The 17,402-nt window shown below is 45.9% G+C and carries 15 protein-coding genes; 3 read left to right on the top strand and 12 right to left on the bottom strand.

Features of this window, described 5'->3' with window-relative positions; all coding sequences use genetic code 11:
• Positions 1-228: 228 nt before the first annotated feature.
• A complete protein-coding gene (gene uraA, locus NLBNIHML_RS10550; RefSeq protein ID WP_494354346.1) occupies positions 229-1,545 on the top strand; it encodes a uracil permease in 1,317 nt (438 codons plus the stop codon).
• Positions 1,546-1,706: 161 nt separating this feature from the next.
• Here uraA and NLBNIHML_RS10555 read toward each other — a convergent pair whose 3' ends face one another.
• From NLBNIHML_RS10555 to NLBNIHML_RS10580, 6 genes are all read right to left on the bottom strand, one after another.
• Positions 1,707-2,222 carry an adenine phosphoribosyltransferase gene (locus NLBNIHML_RS10555; RefSeq protein ID WP_124115601.1) on the bottom strand — a complete coding sequence of 172 codons (516 nt, stop codon included), beginning with the start codon at positions 2,220-2,222 and terminating at the stop codon, positions 1,707-1,709.
• A gap of 37 nt (positions 2,223-2,259) precedes the next feature.
• Positions 2,260-4,668 carry a single-stranded-DNA-specific exonuclease RecJ gene (gene recJ / locus NLBNIHML_RS10560; protein WP_494354347.1) on the bottom strand — a complete coding sequence of 803 codons (2,409 nt, stop codon included), beginning with the start codon at positions 4,666-4,668 and terminating at the stop codon, positions 2,260-2,262.
• A 40-nt stretch (positions 4,669-4,708) separates the two neighbouring features.
• Entirely contained in the window at positions 4,709-5,668 is a 960-nt protein-coding gene (locus tag NLBNIHML_RS10565) for a cation diffusion facilitator family transporter (protein WP_472476652.1), read from the bottom strand.
• Between the two features lie 73 nt (positions 5,669-5,741).
• Positions 5,742-6,653, bottom strand: a complete 912-nt coding sequence (gene secF / locus NLBNIHML_RS10570) for a protein translocase subunit SecF (RefSeq protein ID WP_339237024.1) — start codon at positions 6,651-6,653, stop codon at positions 5,742-5,744.
• Positions 6,643-7,893, bottom strand: coding sequence for a protein translocase subunit SecD (secD, locus tag NLBNIHML_RS10575; protein WP_091020478.1), 1,251 nt, complete (start codon positions 7,891-7,893; stop codon positions 6,643-6,645). Before secD ends, secF begins: the two co-directional genes overlap by 11 nt.
• Before the next feature lie 91 nt (positions 7,894-7,984).
• A complete protein-coding gene (locus tag NLBNIHML_RS10580; RefSeq protein ID WP_036617497.1) occupies positions 7,985-8,224 on the bottom strand; it encodes a post-transcriptional regulator in 240 nt (79 codons plus the stop codon).
• A gap of 227 nt (positions 8,225-8,451) precedes the next feature.
• On the opposite strand from NLBNIHML_RS10580, the gene spoVB reads away from it, so the two are divergent.
• Positions 8,452-10,086: a stage V sporulation protein B gene (spoVB, locus tag NLBNIHML_RS10585; protein ID WP_339237030.1), complete on the top strand. Its 1,635-nt coding sequence runs from the start codon at positions 8,452-8,454 to the stop codon at positions 10,084-10,086.
• A gap of 3 nt (positions 10,087-10,089) precedes the next feature.
• On the opposite strand, the gene NLBNIHML_RS10590 is transcribed toward spoVB, so the two are convergent.
• Positions 10,090-10,803 (bottom strand): YetF domain-containing protein, encoded by a 714-nt coding sequence (locus tag NLBNIHML_RS10590; RefSeq protein WP_445252622.1) that lies wholly within the window; start codon positions 10,801-10,803, stop codon positions 10,090-10,092.
• A 227-nt stretch (positions 10,804-11,030) separates the two neighbouring features.
• Here NLBNIHML_RS10590 and NLBNIHML_RS10595 point away from each other — a divergent pair, with 227 nt between their 5' ends.
• Positions 11,031-11,423: a TIGR04086 family membrane protein gene (locus tag NLBNIHML_RS10595; RefSeq protein WP_339237035.1), complete on the top strand. Its 393-nt coding sequence runs from the start codon at positions 11,031-11,033 to the stop codon at positions 11,421-11,423.
• Between the two features lie 128 nt (positions 11,424-11,551).
• Here the strand turns inward: NLBNIHML_RS10595 and yajC are convergent, their stop codons facing one another.
• The 5 genes from yajC to ruvB all read right to left on the bottom strand — a co-directional run bounded on the left by yajC (position 11,552) and on the right by ruvB (position 17,367).
• Positions 11,552-11,866, bottom strand: a complete 315-nt coding sequence (gene yajC, locus NLBNIHML_RS10600; RefSeq protein ID WP_342570887.1) for a preprotein translocase subunit YajC — start codon at positions 11,864-11,866, stop codon at positions 11,552-11,554.
• Between the two features lie 67 nt (positions 11,867-11,933).
• Positions 11,934-13,070 carry a tRNA guanosine(34) transglycosylase Tgt gene (gene tgt / locus NLBNIHML_RS10605; protein ID WP_342570888.1) on the bottom strand — a complete coding sequence of 379 codons (1,137 nt, stop codon included), beginning with the start codon at positions 13,068-13,070 and terminating at the stop codon, positions 11,934-11,936.
• Positions 13,071-13,113: 43 nt separating this feature from the next.
• Positions 13,114-14,142, bottom strand: coding sequence for a tRNA preQ1(34) S-adenosylmethionine ribosyltransferase-isomerase QueA (queA, locus tag NLBNIHML_RS10610; protein ID WP_342570889.1), 1,029 nt, complete (start codon positions 14,140-14,142; stop codon positions 13,114-13,116).
• A gap of 7 nt (positions 14,143-14,149) precedes the next feature.
• Entirely contained in the window at positions 14,150-16,234 is a 2,085-nt protein-coding gene (locus tag NLBNIHML_RS10615) for a SpoIID/LytB domain-containing protein (RefSeq protein ID WP_494354348.1), read from the bottom strand.
• 122 nt (positions 16,235-16,356) lie between these two features.
• On the bottom strand, positions 16,357-17,367 hold the full coding sequence (ruvB, locus tag NLBNIHML_RS10620; protein WP_091020485.1) for a Holliday junction branch migration DNA helicase RuvB: 1,011 nt from the start codon (positions 17,365-17,367) through the stop codon (positions 16,357-16,359).
• Positions 17,368-17,402: the final 35 nt, after the last annotated feature.

A 17,402-nucleotide genomic window follows, 5' to 3' on the forward strand; every position in this document is an offset into this window, starting at 1 on the left:
TTTATATTGGTGCTCTGTATTACTTTTAACCGGTTTCCCTATGACTCACAAGGGATTGAATGCATTTTTTATTTCTTATGTATTATTGCCGTTATTTGCTGAAATAGAAGGATAATTCATGAAAATATAAATTCCATCGCTCTGCTGCGTCAAAAATGTTATTGCTTAATTAAGAGAAACTCTGTAATCTATTGAAAGTTTGTGTTTCGGAAAAGGAGATGAAATTCATTGCAACGCGAAATTCAGGTTAATCAAAAGATGCCACTTGGCTCAGGTTCACTGCTTAGCCTTCAGCATTTGTTCGCCATGTTTGGCAGTACGGTGCTTGTACCAAACCTGTTCGGTGTCGATCCAAGTATGATCCTGCTGATGAACGGAATTGGAACACTGTTGTACATACTGATGTGTAAAGGAAAGATACCCGCATATCTTGGTTCCAGTTTTGCCTTTATCGCACCTGTCACCTCAGTATTGAAAACACATCCAGAGAACGGCTACTCCATGGCACTTGGAGCTTTTATCATTACAGGACTTGTGTTCTGCCTCGTAGCTCTTATTATCAAATATGCTGGAACAGGATGGATCAATGTTGTATTCCCACCAGCGGTTATGGGTGCTATCGTTGCCCTGATCGGTCTTGAGCTTGTACCTGTTGCAGCTGGTATGGCTGGATTGATTAATTCTGATCCCGTGGCTAACCCCAATTGGGTGCCTCAAGCCAAACCCATTATTTTATCCTTGGCTACGCTTGGCATCACGGTCATTGGTGCAGTAACGTTCCGTGGATTCCCCAAAATCATTCATATTCTAATCGGTATTGTAGTTGGTTATATTCTTGGTTACTCTATGGGTCTGGTTGATAAACAAGCTATTGGAAATGCAGATTTCATCTCACTGCCAACCGTAACCACACCTACATTTGACTGGTCCGTTATTTTCACCATTTTACCTGTAGCGCTTGTCGTTATCGTAGAGCATATCGGACATTTGCTTGTAACGAGCAGCATTGTGGGCAAGGATCTTTCGAAAGACCCGGGTCTTCATCGTTCCCTTCTTGGTAACGGGGTCTCCACCATCCTTTCCGGGTTTGTAGGATCTACTCCCAATACAACTTATGGTGAGAACATCGGTGTTATGGCACTGACTCGCGTCTACTCCACATATGTCATTGGTGGGGCAGCGGTTATTGCCATCGTGCTCTCCTTCTCAGGAACATTCTCGGCGCTTGTAGCCAACATTCCTGTACCTGTAATGGGTGGAGTATCACTACTTCTCTTCGGGGTTATTGCAGCATCGGGTCTGCGTATTTTGGTTGAACAGAAAGTCGACTTTGCCAAGCCAACCAATCTGCTGCTTACCACACTTGTACTGGTCATTGGACTGAGTGGTACTGAGGTTGTCTTCTACGGCGTTCATCTAAAAGGGATGGCACTGGCAACCATCGTCGGAATCCTGATGAGCTTATTGTTCAAACTGTTTGAAGTAATGGGTTGGTTGAATGACGATTCGCAGAAACAGCCTATCACTGAAAAAACACCTGATTAATTTCACCGTATCGTATATAAATCAAAAAAGCCTGTTCTATCCAACCTCAATGGTTGGATAGAACAGGCTTTTTTATAATCATTAATGCTGTATATTATTTCCCGGGAAAAGGGAAAAGCAATTCAGGTTTTAATCACAACACTCCAAGTGGAGATTTAAACTTAGTAGTTCATCAATGTGAATACATCGATTTTTTCAGGCAATTTAGCACGACCATTCAAATCAGTCAGCTCGATCAGGAATGCAGCACCGACAACGTTCCCACCCAATTGTTCAATCAAATTGATGGAAGTTGCAATCGTTCCCCCCGTTGCGAGCAGATCATCTGCGATAAGGACATTTTGACCTTTCTCAATCGCATCTGTGTGCATAGCGAGTGTATCCTTGCCATACTCGAGATCATAACCGACTTCAATCGTCTCTCCAGGCAGTTTTCCACTTTTGCGAATCGGAGCAAAACCGACACCAAGAGCGTACGCCAGAGGGGCGCCCACAACGAAACCACGTGCTTCAGGTCCAGCAATGACATCAATTTTGAGATCAGAAACCATCACTTTCAATTCATTGATCGCATTGCGGTACATTTCTCCATCTTTCAACAATGTCGTAATGTCCTTAAAGCTGATTCCCGGTTGTGGAAAGTCAGGAATGACACGAATATAATCTTTAAAATCCAAAATAATCTCCTCCTAAAATAAATACACAAACTTCCATCTAAGATACGCCCTTCATCCGGGATATCATCCATTGTGTCAGTTGCGGTGTGGCTGCATCCAGCATCACCTGTTCTATCTCGGCCATGTTTTCGAGCGCCTGATAGTGACGAGAAGCGGTTAGTTCACGCTTAGGCGGGTTATCCACAAACGCAATTTTGCCGTTATCACGGGTAATGAAGGAAAGCTCTTCGAATACATCCAACATCATCGTAATCATGCGCGGCGAACAACCACACTGACGACTGAGCACAGGAGTAATCTCTTGTTCCTCCACGGGTTCAGCTTTCCATTTCAACACCTGCATATAAATACGCTTAAAGAGATCTCTGGAAGGCATCTGAAGGCGATCTCGGCGGTTGCCTGATCCGTGCAGAAGGATGATATTCTCGGCTCCACTGAACAAAGCCAGCATGGCATCAAGTTGTTCCGGGGTTTCCGGCGTATCAAACACAAATAACGTCCGGACTTCTTCCTGTCCATAATGCTGTGCAGCAGCATTACACGGAAATAACCCGACCTTTCTATCATATACCCAAAGGCAAGGTTCATACAATGAATTTCCCTCGGAAACGTCTGTTTCTTTCCGAACAATAGCACCAACAGAACCTGATTTGTATCGCAGATGCACCTCAAGTGAGCTCAAGAATTGCTTCATCGCATTCAATGGCTCGGCATTACCGCGCATATCAAACACTTGAACCTGAGGAACATGAATGTCCTGAAGCATCAGTTGCGGTTTTCTCATCCCATTCCATTCATTAATGGACAGTTCTCCCATCACATCAATAACGGAACCTGGGAGAAGGAACTCCGCTAACGCCCCCTTGCCAAAAGCGACAGTTTCCAGTTGCTGACCATCCTGTTCCAGAATCAGTTTCAAATGGCGTTTCTCTCGTCCCATCGTTCTGGTTTCCTTCACAGTCACGCTTCTCAGTACGAATCTTGGCGAAGGATTGCTCATCCCGAAAGGCTGCAATCTGTCGATCTCCTGGATCACTTTCAGCGGAACATCACTGATTCTGCATTCATCATCTGCAAGACGCTGAGGTACAAAGTCCTCTTCAGTCAATACAGATGCAGCAAACTCATTCAAGCCATCCTCAAGTTCTTTCAGCTGATCCCGATGCAAGGTCATACCTGCTGCAGCAGGATGGCCCCCGTAATGGTCCAGACTGTGTTTATTAACTGTGAGCGCCTCATAGATATCCAAGCCCTCAATGGAGCGCGCAGAGCCCTTACAAACACCGCTCTCTGGATCAATTCCAAGAATAAGAGTAGGTCGGTAATAACGTTCCAGCAACTTGGAAGCCACAATACCCACCACTCCAACATTCCAGCCTTCACCAGCCAATACGATAACATCCGGAACAGCTCCTGAACGTAGCTGTATCTTTTGTTCCAGCTGCGCAGTTGCTTCTTGTAGTATTCCCTCTACGACTTGCTGCCGCTCTCTGTTCAGTAGATCAAGTTGACCCGCAAGCGTATGAGCTTCATCCAGGTTCTCCGTGGTGAGAAGTGATACCGCTCTCCCGGCATGATCCAAACGTCCACTGGCATTAATACGAGGAGCCATGGCAAAGGCAATATTAATTGAAGTCACCTGACTTTGATCCACTCCACTGATTTCCAGTAATGCCCCCACACCTGGAAGACGTGAACCACGCATCGACTCTATTCCATAACTGACGATAACCCGGTTCTCCCCTTCCAAAGGCATCAGATCGGCCACGGTACCGATGGCAGCAATCTCCATCCATTCACCGGGCACTTCCCCGATCAGTGCCTGGGCAAGTTTCAGGGCTACTCCCGCTCCGGCCAAACCTTTAAAGGGATACGGACATCCCGGAAGTTTGGGATTAATAAGGGTAAAGGCTTCTGGCAAAATTTCAGGCGGCTCGTGATGGTCTGTCACAATAACTTCGATACCCAGTGTTGCCGCATAGGCAATCTGTTCAACAGCGCTGATTCCGGTATCCACGGTAATAATCAATGAAACACCTTGTTGATGGGCCCAATCCAATGCATGGTTGTGCAATCCATACCCTTCATTCGAGCGATGAGGGATATAGATATCGTACGAGGCACCAAGATGACGCATCAAATGGATCATGAGCGATGTGCTGGATACGCCATCGGCGTCATAATCACCGTAGATCAAAATATGTTCTTCGCGCTGCAAAGCCAATTTGATGCGAGGCACAGCTTCATTCATGCCGAGTAGCAGATAGGGATCATGCATTTGATTCAGATCAGGATGCAGAAAACGTTCGGCCTCCTTCTCATTGTGCACGCCTCGACTCACAAGCAAACGTCCAACAAGTGGGGAAACGGAAAGCGCCTGCGAGAGTCCCGCAGCCGCCTCCAAATTGATATTCGGTGTATTCCACCGGTATTGCGAATAAAGCAAAGATAACGCTCCTTTCCTGATCTACTGGACCCGCGCTTCACTACTGAATTAATGTCGCTTCGTGATCGGGCAGTTCATGATTGGATTTATAGGGATAGCCTGGATCATAAGGCACCGCTTGAATCTGTACCTCTTTTACATGACTGAACCGGGTAAGCAATAGTGTCTTGGCCCGATTTGCAATTTCCTGTGCTTCCAGTATGGAGATTCTCGGATTCACACTAACGACCAACTCAATCGTAACGTCATGTTCCTGTTCCCGAGCAACCAAGTGCTCAATGGTAATAATGCCGTATACGCGCTGTACAGTCTCTTTGAAATCGGACGCATCCTCCTGCTCCAGTTCCTGAACAAGTGAACCATATACTGTGTCCACAATCATTCGGTAACCCTTATGAAGTACAAAACAGGAAGCAATCAATGCAGCCGTAGGGTCCAGGTAGAGCAGCATGCTCAAACCTGTCTCTTCACCAGCCATAGATCCTATAATGCCGATCAACACGGTGAGAGAACAATAGAGCGCACGACGATGTTGCTGTGCATAGGCTAAAGCCTGAGACTGGTTTCGTTTGCGAAAATATCTGTACTGAAATTGAAAAATCGCTTCTTTTACAGCCAGAGCTGCAACAGCCACCAAAAGTACCGACTTGCCGGGTGCTTCCGGTTCACTTCCGGAGAGACTACCCAATGCGGAGATGGCAAGCTGTAATCCACCCATGAGGATCAGCACAGATAACAATACGGAGATTCCCGGTCTGGCAACCCGTGAGTGTTCTTTAAACCGCTCCCTGCGAGCCTTATTCTTATCACGTACAGACTTGGAGGGAAAGAGACCTGCCAGGGCAGAACCAGCTTCAGAAGCAGAATACAAGCCGTCAGCGAGCAATGATTTGCTGTTTGCCATATAACCGACTCCCGCTTTGATTACCGCAAGTCCCATATTACCAGCAATACCACTCCATGTGGCAGCCTGAGCAGATGGGATATGTTCTCTGGTCATGAATATTCCCCCTTATTTCTGTACATAAAGTTGCAAAACCGCGCCTGGCAGACGCGGCTTCACAATAAGATGTTTAGTTAGATTCTTTAGCCACTGTTTTTGGCTTGTTCGTTTGTTGTTTACCTTTAAGCGTAAACCATAATGGAGCTGCAATAAAGATCGAAGAATAGGCACCAAAGAATGTCCCGATCACCATCGCCAGAGAGAACATGCGAATAGACTCTCCGCCAAAAATAAACAAACAGAGTGACGCTATAAATACAGTAAATGTTGTGTTAAGCGAGCGCGTCATCGTTTGAGATAAACTCCGGTTTACCACTTCACGCAGATCAGCTTTTGTTGATTTTTTGGCAAAACGCAGATTTTCCCTAATCCGGTCAAAGATAACGATGGTATCGTTGATAGAGAATCCGACAATGGTTAGCACTGCCGTAATAAAGGTCAGATTCACTTCAAGACGGAATATAGAAAATACACTTATAACTACGAAGGCATCATGGAATATGGAAACAACTGCTGCCAAAGCGAATCGCCATTCGAATCGAATCGCAACATAGATCATGATTCCGATACTGGCAATCAGCACCGCATAGATTGCATTACGCTCAAGCTCTTTGGCCATTTCTGGATCAACGGTATTCACTTCATAAGAAGCAGTCTCATCCAGTTTGCTAAATTCTTGCTTGAATTTGCTTTCTTGGTTTTCATCCAGTACGTTCGAGAATCGAATATTAACCCGATCAGATCCAGTTGTAATCTGGACTTCCTTTGTGTCAACACCCAGTTCATTCACGATTGGATTAATTTGCTCCGCTGTAATGGCTTTGGATACGGTAATATCCACATTTGATCCTGAACGGAAGTCAACGGCGTAGTTTAATCCAAGTGAGAGCAAACTGATAATCCCTACTACAGTCAAAATAATCGAGAATGTATAGGCAATTTTACTCCCTTTAATATAATCGAAATTCCAATTAAAGCGCACGAATTTCACTCTCCTTCACTCCGAAGTACTTAGGCTTCTTCAACACGTTAGCCCGTACGAGCAGGGTCAGCAGGAAGCGGGAGAAGAAAATATTCGTGATAATACTGGTCACAATATCAAAAATCAGCACGAGGGCAAACCCTTTAACCGCACCTGTACCCAAGAAGAACATAACAGCGGCCGCAATAATGGTTGTGACATTGGAGTCGATGATTGTTCGGAAGGAATGTTTACCACCCGCTTTAACCGAAGACAAGATCGACTTACCACTGCGCATTTCCTCTTTAATCCGTTCGTACGTAATGATATTGGCATCCACCGCCATCCCTATACCCAGGATAAACGCCGCAATACCTGGAAGGGTGAGCACGAATTCTCCTAAATAGAAGATTGCAAGTACCAGCCACGTATGTGTAATCAAGGCAAAACTCGCGATAATGCCAGGAATACGATAAAGCCCGATCATGAACACTAGAATAATAACGGAACCAATCAATCCCGCTTTAATTGTCTGATCCAGAGAGAGCTTACCAAGTGTTGCACCCACACTTTGTGAATACTTCTCTGTAAGTTTCAGTGGCAATGCACCCAGGTTAATGGTGTCACGAAGCTGATTTGCTTCATCACGAGTATAGGCACCTGAGATCTGAGCGGAACCATCTGTCAACTGTTGTCTAACGGTTGGAGCAGATAGCAACTCATCGTCCAAATAAATAGCGAGAGGTTGTCCGATCAAGCGTTTGGTAATCTCGGAAAATTTGGCTTTGTCTTTCACTTGAATGTCAATCATCGGCTCATTCAATTGAGTGAATACAACTTTGGCTGCATTCTCAACAAATTCATTTCCGCGAAGTTCAATTTTGGTGTATTCGCCTTCCTTGTCATTCTCAGCTTTACTACGGAAGGTCAGAACAGCCGGTTCTTTCATTTTGGCTCTAACTTCAGCCTCATCCGTAACCCCTGCCAACTTCAATCGAATCCGGTTGCTTCCTTCAGTGGTTACCTCCGGTTCGCTTGTTCCGAGCGCATTGGCGCGGCTTTCAAGACTTTTGGCCGTTTGCACCAAAGATGCTTTGGTGACTTGTTGTCCTGCTTCGAGCGGCTCTGCTTCATATAAGATCTCGTAGCCTCCCTTTAAATCAAGGCCCAAGCGTATATTTTTGAGCAGTTCCGGGCTTGTTCCCACCATTACCCCTGTGGTGACAAGCACGACCAGAATGAAACTGATAATTCTTTTCATGCCGTTCCTAGATCCCCTTTCGTTCTCAATATTCCTATTATAGCGATGCCGTAAAAAGCAGTCAATTTTCAACAAAAAAGATCCCTTTCGTCTAGAAAGAGGACCCCCGGTATGCAGACACGGTCATAAAGTTCATAAAGCTTGTTGCTTTCAGTGACAAAATGTCGTTCACCAGCTGGTGAAGCGGTGGAATGCCCTGTTTTTCATATTTATGACTGACGCAATTCCAGACATCTTTGCTGGTGACATATTCGTAACCGACAAGCCTTAATTCCTCCGCCTTGCTTCGGCAGAGCATCTCTATTGACTGTTCCAACTCCACATCATTCATTTCTTCCAACGGGGAGCCTCCCTTCGTACATCCAAGCCTTTATGCGGCATCAATATTACATCATTCGACTTCGCCTGATCATATTCCTTCTTGCTGGTTATGGTTCTTTTTGTTAATCGTGTCCAAGTTGTCATGAGAAGATAAAGGACTGGCATAGGATGAAGAACAACGGCTTTGTCCCGTTTATGATGATAACCTGTACTTTCAACCGGGAAAGAGGGGTAGTCTTGAAGAAACAGACATTTATCCAGGGGGCCATGATCCTGCTCGCGGCAGGCATAATTAATCGAATACTTGGTTTCATCCCGCGTATTGCGCTGCCACGAGTCATCGGTGCAGAAGGTGTTGGCATCTACCAATTGAGCTATCCCTTTTTTATCGTACTGGTGACATTAATTACGGGTGGTATTCCGCTGGCCGTAGCCAAGCTCGTAGCCGAAGCTGACACTGGCGCCAATCGTTATTCCCCCCAACGAATCCTGCAAGTAAGCTTAAGCTTTACGTTGACCCTGGGTGTGGTATTCATGTTTTTGTGCATCCTATTTGCACCCTGGGTTACCAAGTATGTGCTCACGGATGAGCGGGTGTATCATACGTTCGTCAGTATGAGCCCCATGATTGCCATTATCGCCGTATCAGCCGTCTACAGAGGGTACTTCCAAGGCAAGCAAAACATGATGCCTACTGCCATTTCATCCATTGTTGAAACGATTATTCGCATCGTCTGTGTCATTTGGTTTGCCTGGCTTCTCCTCCCCCACGGTATTGCACAAGCTGCTGCTGGTGCCATGCTCGGAGCCCTTGTTGGAGAATTTGGCGGTATGCTTGTACTCTTGTGGAAGTATAACAGGCAGAAGAAAGAGTTACCGCTCGTTATGCAACAGAACATGTCCAATCTAACAACCAAACCTTCAGCCAAAGCTTTAAACCCAATTCCTTCAGTTATGAAAGAAACCACTACTCCACAGCCCGGTTTAATCCGGCGATTGCTTGCAATCTCGATTCCCGTTACAGCAGGCCGATTGGTTGGTTCTCTATCCTATCTGGCCGAAACTATCGTTACTGCCCAGAGTCTGGCTCTGGCAGGCATATCCAAAGGAATCGCTACAGCACAATATGGTGCACTACAAGGTATGATTATTCCTTTGCTGCTGTTGCCGGGGGCACTGACTTCATCGCTTGCGACATCACTTGTGCCTTCACTGTCAGAAGCTTCTGCTCAGGGAGATCGCGCGCTGATTCACAAAAGAATGCATCAGGCATTACGTTTGGCGCTCGTGACTGGTGCTCCGTTTTCTGTGTTTATGTATGTGCTTGCCGAACCGATGTGTCTTGTTCTGTATAATGATGCATCGATCGGAAGCATGCTGAAGCTAATGGCTCCTTTTGCTTTATTCATATATATTCAAGCTCCTCTTCAAGCTGCGTTGCAAGCCCTTGATCGTCCAGGTAAAGCACTGCTAAATACATTCATCGGTGCTGTTATCAAAATCACGTTAATTTTGACGCTCGCTTCCCGTCCTGAATATGGGATTTTCGGTGCAGTCATCGCCATCTGTGTGAATTCTACTGTCGTTACCTTGTTACACGCCCAAAGCGTTCGTAGTCTGCTACAGTTCCGCTTCAAAATTATGGATTGGGTCAAAACGGGGGCCGGAATGTTTATTATGGGAGCAGCGACCCTACTCGTATACGAAGAGACTGCCATGATCTTGCCTTTCTGGCTCCGCATGATTCTCGCTCCTTTTGTCGGGCTTATTGTGTATTTCATCGTCATGGGCTGGACCAAAATGATTGACTTCCATGATCTGTCCCGTGCTCCTTTGATAGGTGCATGGTTCAAGCGTCGGTCAGGCAAATAAATTTCATTTTTTATCATCTTTTGGACTTACATAAATCTTACCATTATGGTCGATGGAGCATATAAATACATCTTTGAAATCCAGAATTCCGTTATGTTGAATTTGATTTTTCAGCCAAAATCTTGTTTTCTGGATGATTTCCAGATTCTGATCCTGAACTTTACCGTCCATAATGAGGGGCAGCGGCAGACCTTCGTATTTGATATTTGTCAGCCCATCAATCTGATTTTTCTCTGCTTTGGATTTACTGGAAGAAGTCCCTCCCGAATCAGAGCCTGAAGAATTGCTGTCGTTGGAAGCATTCTGATCCTTGGGAAAGACGGTCAACTTACCCGTAGTCTCCAAAATGGCATAATCCACCTCACCGATACTGTCAACATTCTGTTCGCGGAGTTGCTGCAATAGATCATCCAGATTATATCGTTGCTTCCGCATCTCATCTCGGTGAAGAACGCCTTTGGAGATCAAAACCGTAGGTTTGCCATCAATCATCAGGCGAAGACGCCGACTTTTAAGACCTATAAAGGCCATTCCGATCTGTACGATGATCAAGGTAAGCATGGGGGCAATCCCATGAGAGAGCGGTTTATCGATATCTTCAATGACAAAAGCAGCCATCTCGGCAAGCATAATGGACACGACAAGATCAAACATGGATAGCTTACCAATCTCACGTTTACCCATAACCCTCATTGCACAATACACCAGAAAGTACATGAGAATGGTTCGAAAGATATGTGATCCAACATCTGGGAAGTTCACAACAGGGGTCCTCCTTCGAAACTGAGTTATTAACAGTAGCTGAGTAGTGCAATCCATATTTTGACCTGAACCTTACAGGCTCATGCAGAAATAATCCGTTCATTTAATGGAAATCAGTTCATAAGTCAGAGGGCTTGACCATACACTGTATTAACTTCAAACTTGTACAAGGGGGTTGCTTCATGCAATTGATCCGCCGCTTGGTTTCGTTTCGAGTGTCCAATCCGATTCTGTCAGGCCTCTGTCAGGCTTTTGTATGGATGTTTATCGGAGCATTAATCCTCTCCTTTTTTCTCTGGGTGAGCGGAATGCGGGAACAGGACCTCTCGTTGTATACTTATGTTGTGCATGGCTTATCGTTATTGGTTGGTGGTTTTGTGGCAGGCAAACGTTCTGGTGAAAAAGGATGGTACTACGGAGGAATTACCGGAATCGTATACGGACTGCTCGTACTGTTAATTGGATTTCTCGCGTTGGATGCTTCATTTAATTGGAAAGATAGTTTGCAACTGCTCAGCGCTTTCTTCATTTCAGCTCTCGGTGGCATGTTCGGCGTTAATACACATCGCTCCTAGCAGACTGGTGAAGAACATCGACTTTCCCTCATAAAACAAAAAAAAGAGAACCGGGTCTCCAGGAGATCCGGTTCTCTGCCAGGGAATACGCCATATAAACGCACCCTCGTTATTCTATGTTACAGCAACTATTCAACAGCCGTATCACGAGTTACAGCACTGCTGATTGCATTACGATCAAACGTCAGTTTAGTTACATCGTTTACACGCAATACAACTACATCATCTGTAATCTCAGCGATCGTACCGTGAAGGCCGCCAATCGTTACAATTTTATCGCCCTTTTTCAATTGGCTCAGCATGGAATTCCGTTGCTTTTGCTTTTTGTTCTGTGGACGAATCATCAAGAAGTAGAAGATTGCAACCATGAGTACCAAAGGTACGATCAAAGATACAATTCCACCGCCTGCTGGTGTTCCTGCTAGAGTCATTCCCTGAAACATTCAAACTCCCCCTTATCGACTATACATACAGATATTGCTTGTTACGCCGGTTCCCTCAACAACTCAATCAGAAACCTTTGTCATTGTCATGAAGACCATATTGATCGAAAAATTCATCCCGGAAATCAAGCAAACGATCTTCCATAATGGCTTTACGCACGTTACGCATCAAATTCTGCAAGAAATGAAGATTATGGATCGTTGTCAAACGCAGGCCAAATGTTTCATCTGCTTTGATCAGATGACGCAGGTAAGCTCTGGAATAGTTGCGACAAGTGTAGCAATCACACTCTGGGTCAAGTGGCCCAAAATCAGTTGCAAACTTGGCATTGCGAACTACCAGACGTCCTTGGCTGGTCATCGTTGTTCCGTTACGGGCAATCCGGGTAGGCAGAACACAATCGAACATGTCCACTCCACGAATAGATCCCTCAATCAACGCATCGGGCGAACCTACCCCCATCAAATAACGTGGTTTATTGGACGGCAACAAAGGTAACGTATAATCCAATACACCATACATCAAATGTTTCGGTTCTCCAACACTCAGTCCACCAATAGCATACCCCGGGAAATCCATGGAAGTCAAATCTGCGGCGCTCTGACGGCGAAGATCTTCATGCATGCCTCCCTGTACGATGGCAAACAGACCTTGGTCATGCGGACGAGCATGACTTTCAAGACAACGTTCTGCCCAGCGACTCGTTCGTTCGAGTGATTTTTTGACATATTCATATTCAGCTGGATACGGTGGACATTCATCAAATGCCATCATAATATCGGAGCCAAGTGCATTCTGGATTTCCATGGCCACTTCAGGAGAAAGGAACTTCTTATCTCCGTTCAGGTGAGAGCGGAAGTTAACGCCTTCTTCCGTAATTTTGCGCATCTCACTGAGCGAGAACACTTGGAATCCACCGCTGTCCGTCAGAATTGGACGATCCCAGTTCATGAACTTGTGCAATCCGCCAGCTTCACGAATGATTTCATGTCCTGGTCTCAGAAACAGGTGATACGTATTACTCAAAATAATCTGAGCATCCATGGCTTTTAACTCTTCAGGGCTCATTGTTTTGACGGTCGCCTGTGTACCTACAGGCATAAAGGTCGGTGTCTCAATCACACCGTGCGGTGTATGCACACGTCCCAGACGTGCGCCGGATTGTTTGCAAGTTTTGATATGTTCATACGTAATTGCTGCCATTGGTTTTAATCATCCTCTAAAAGTTAATCGTTATACCGTTATATTAATATATCAACATGGCATCGCCGAAGCTGAAGAACCGGTATTGTTCTTGAATGGCTTCCTGATATGCCTGCATAATATGTTCCCTGCCCGCAAGTGCACTAACCAGCATAACCAATGTGGATTTTGGGAGATGAAAATTCGTAAGCATCCCATCGATCACTTTGAAGGAGTAGCCCGGATAGATAAAAATACTTGTCCATCCGCTGCTTGCTTGCAGTACTCCATCTTCAAACTTGCTGCCCACTGTTTCCAGAGTCCGGCAACTGGTTGTCCCAACCGCGAAAACACGGTGTCCATTCTCTTTGGTCTGGTTAATAAGATCTGCCGTTTCTTGTGACAAAGAGTAATACTCCTCATGCATGACATGATCTTCTACGTTGTCTACCGACATTGGTCTAAACGTCCCCAGTCCTACATGAAGCGTAATGAAAGCGACATTAACGCCCTTGCCACGAATTTGATCCAACAATTCATCCGTAAAATGCAATCCCGCTGTGGGTGCAGCCGCTGATCCTTCATGCTTGGCATACACGGTCTGATACCGTTCGCGGTCATCCAAAGTCTCTTTAATATACGGTGGCAACGGCATCTCACCCAGACGGTCCAGAATTTCCTGAAAGATTCCATCATACGTAAACGTAAGTGTACGTGCCCCCATCTCGCCTTCTTCTTCAATGATTGCCTTCAGTTCGTCTCCAAATACGATAACCGAACCGGCTTTCAGCTTTTTACCCGGCTTAACCAGTGCTTCCCACTTGTCGCCCTCCACATTTTTAAGCAATAAGACTTCCGCTTTTGCTCCGGTGTCTTCCTTTGTACCGAACAGACGGGCTGGAAGAACACGCGTATCATTCAGAATCAATGTATCCCCAGAATCCAGAAAATCGATAATATCAGGAAACGTTTGATGATTAATCTCACCACTATCTTTGTTCAAGGTAAGCAAACGGGAAGCCGTGCGATCAAGCAACGGCGTCTGTGCTATCAATTGCTCTGGTAATTCAAAATCATATAAGTTCACATTCATTTTAGTTTCATTCCTTAACAATAGTCGCATTTTGATAATAGTGTTTCAATATTGTCTGGTAATCATACCCTTCATCTGCCATGCCTTTGGCTCCCCATTGGGACAAGCCCAACCCATGACCATTGCCCTGGCCGATGAACATGAAGTTTTGACCCTGCGTTACCGCTCTTGCTTGACCATCACCACTCATCACCACAAGAGCATTACCGGATGATGAGCCTGTACCAGAGGCAGACATTACAGCGGCACCATTTGAACCGGTTTTACTGGCTGTTTTGCCGTCAGCGCCTAATACAGTATAACTTCCGGTTCCTGCAATATCAAATAGAGTACTCGGTAATCCTCCAAGCGCAGAACGGTATGTATCAGCATATTTCACCGTCATAGCCTGGCCGTTGGCAGTGACTTCAAGTGCTCTTCCAGAAGGTCCACGCTTGGTTACTTCCAAGGTTGAGATTGAAGCAGGAACAGACGCTGTCGTTTTACCCTGAAGGGATTTAACCAACTGGGCAGACGTGAAAGGTCCTCTCACCCAAGCATAGTCGTTGGATTGAGCCACTTTTGCCAGTACAACAGCTTCATTGCCTGGATTCATTTTGGCTACAGGTTCCACGGTGGACTGAATCAACGGAACAGGACGTACATTGGTGTTCTGAGCCGTTACCGTCACTTTTGCCAGACCCGCGTTGGTCTTGGTTGTTAATTCTTTGATGTTATCCTCACGAATGTACCCGCTAATGCCTGAACTGAGCAGCACATGGTACCACGTATGTAATCCTGCCTGCGCTGATGTATCCCCCGAGCTAATTACATTGGTGAACACACCTGCTCCGCCGTTCCATACCTCAGAAGGATGAGCCGTCTGACCGCCCGCATTGGAGGAGAATACAGCTTCGATGATTTTGCCACCGCTCTTAACCACTTCTCCGGCCGTTGCATCCACTGCACTGGTTACTTTATCGTTCTCCGAACCAATCCCGTTATAGGCTTGGCTGAGTGTCGTATCCACGACATTGGCAATTTTGAAACGATCTCCTTGTTGAAGCGCATAGGATCGAGCAGCTACTGCTTGAACTTTCAGAGCCTCAGCAGGCCAGGAGGAATATACCTCTGCCCCTACGACAGAGTACAGGTATTGTTCCAGTGGAACGACATTGACCAATGCCAGATCACCGCTGACGATGCTGATTTCCATATCTCCACGATACGTTCGCTGGGAACGTTCCACTACTTTGATGCCATTGCTATTCCCTTGTACCAATGCTTTGGATTCAGTACCTGCAATCGTGTAATGCGGAGCTGTTTTAAGCGCATCCGCACTTAATCCCGCATCCTGACGGATGATGAGACCTGCACTATTGTTAACAGTTGAGAGACTTATCCCTGGAATGGCCTCCACACTTTTCTTCACTGAGGATAATTCCGCATCTGTTACAGCTTCACCTACCCATACCGCATATGCTTGGCTTCCTCCACTCAGTAGGAGGACCGGATAAGCACTACTAACTCCTGCTGATAAAAGGTCCGCTTGCGTTGCCTCTGCTTCCTGAAGCGAACCATACGTTCCAGCAGACAGGCGCTTACTTCCGGTCACAGTTGGCTTTTGACCAGCCAATTGAGCTGCTGCTACCTTTTGTACCCGTGTAACAGCTTGTCCAGCCAGTGCCTCTGTTGCATAGTTACCTGTGTAGAGTTGATAGATGGCATTTCCATTCACAGACGTTGTAAACAGCAACGGCTTATCCGCGGTTGCCTGCAACAATTTGGCTGCTGCAGATGCTGCCTTGAAATCCCCTGTTTCCAACACTTTCACTCTGAATCCATCTGCACTGAAACGGACCTGTCCAACCGGAAGACCTACATTTGCGCCACTTTCCGATTGGATACTCCATTGTCCCGTTGATTCAAGTGTAATAAGTGGTGTAGTTGATTTATACGTACTGCCCAGATTCGCAAACATGGCTACACGGATTGTCTGTCCATCATTACCTGCTGCATACGCAGGCACTTGAAGACAACCTACTGTCAAAAGAGCTGCCGCCAGTACCTTCAATCGACGACTCCACTTCTTCGTTCGTATTGCTTTTCCCACATTCAGACTCCTCTCCATGCAATGCCTTCACTTTATATCGGATTAACACACGTAATATTTCAATGTTTATGGTGAACCTTCAATTGGTAAATGTTCAAATCGTGAACTTTCACAAGGTTCGATTATTTCCCGTCTCTTGGTGGAACAGGCAGACCTAAATGGTGATAGGCAAGATCTGTTACGATCCTCCCCCTTGGTGTACGCTGAATCATGCCAATCTGAAGCAGATACGGTTCATAAACATCCTCAATCGTCTGACTTTCTTCACCAATCGTAGCCGCAATGGTATCCAACCCTACGGGACCTCCCCGGAAGCTGTTGATCATCGATTTGAGCATCTTATGATCAATCTCATCTAGGCCACGCGGATCAATCTGAAGTCGTTGCAAAGCTTCTTCCGCCAGTGTCTGCGTTATAATCCCATCACCACGCACCTGTGCAAAGTCACGTACTCGTTTAAGCAAACGGTTGGCAATCCTCGGTGTTCCACGTGAGCGCAATGCAATCTCTTGCGCAGCATCTCCCACAATCTCCACACCCAAAATCTCGGTAGAACGCGAGACGATATAAGCCAGCTCATCAACCGTATAGAATTCCAAGCGGCTGATAACACCAAACCGATCTCGAAGTGGCGCAGACAGCAAGCCAGCACGTGTTGTAGCCCCAATCAGAGTGAATGGCGGCAGATCCAGCCGAACGGACCGAGCACTTGGACCTTTACCAATCATAATATCCAATGCCGAATCTTCCATGGCGGGGTACATGACTTCTTCAACCGTACGATGCAATCGATGAATCTCATCGATGAACAGCACATCGCCTTCCTGCAGATTGGTTAACAATGCTGCAAGATCACCCGGGCGTTCAATAGCCGGGCCTGACGTAGTTCGTAAATTAACGCCCAGTTCATTGGCAATAATATTGGCAAGTGTTGTCTTACCCAGTCCAGGTGGTCCATATAACAAAACGTGATCCAATGCCTCATTACGAAATTTGGCAGCTTCAATATATATCTTTAAATTTTCCTTCACCTGATTCTGTCCGATATATTCATTCAAATACCGGGGACGAAGACTCAACTCAACATTTTGGTCCTCCATCATCAGGTTCGCGGAAATAATCCGATCATCCATGTTCATCCCTACCTTTTTTTGCAGGCTACAGCTAT

This window comes from Paenibacillus sp. JNU01 (assembly GCF_059130585.1).

Excerpts from the sequence above, each read along its gene's own strand:
- NLBNIHML_RS10565 (WP_472476652.1), bottom strand. The coding sequence starts at position 5,668 with ATGACCAGAGAACATATCCCATCTGCTCAGGCTGCCACATGGAGTGGT.
- secD (WP_091020478.1), bottom strand. The coding sequence starts at position 7,893 with ATGAAAAGAATTATCAGTTTCATTCTGGTCGTGCTTGTCACCACAGGG.
- NLBNIHML_RS10580 (WP_036617497.1), bottom strand. The coding sequence starts at position 8,224 with ATGAATGATGTGGAGTTGGAACAGTCAATAGAGATGCTCTGCCGAAGC.
- NLBNIHML_RS10590 (WP_445252622.1), bottom strand. The coding sequence starts at position 10,803 with ATGTACTTTCTGGTGTATTGTGCAATGAGGGTTATGGGTAAACGTGAG.
- NLBNIHML_RS10595 (WP_339237035.1), top strand. The coding sequence starts at position 11,031 with ATGCAATTGATCCGCCGCTTGGTTTCGTTTCGAGTGTCCAATCCGATT.
- yajC (WP_342570887.1), bottom strand. The coding sequence starts at position 11,866 with ATGTTTCAGGGAATGACTCTAGCAGGAACACCAGCAGGCGGTGGAATT.
- tgt (WP_342570888.1), bottom strand. The coding sequence starts at position 13,070 with ATGGCAGCAATTACGTATGAACATATCAAAACTTGCAAACAATCCGGC.
- queA (WP_342570889.1), bottom strand. The coding sequence starts at position 14,142 with ATGAATGTGAACTTATATGATTTTGAATTACCAGAGCAATTGATAGCA.
- ruvB (WP_091020485.1), bottom strand. The coding sequence starts at position 17,367 with ATGGATGATCGGATTATTTCCGCGAACCTGATGATGGAGGACCAAAAT.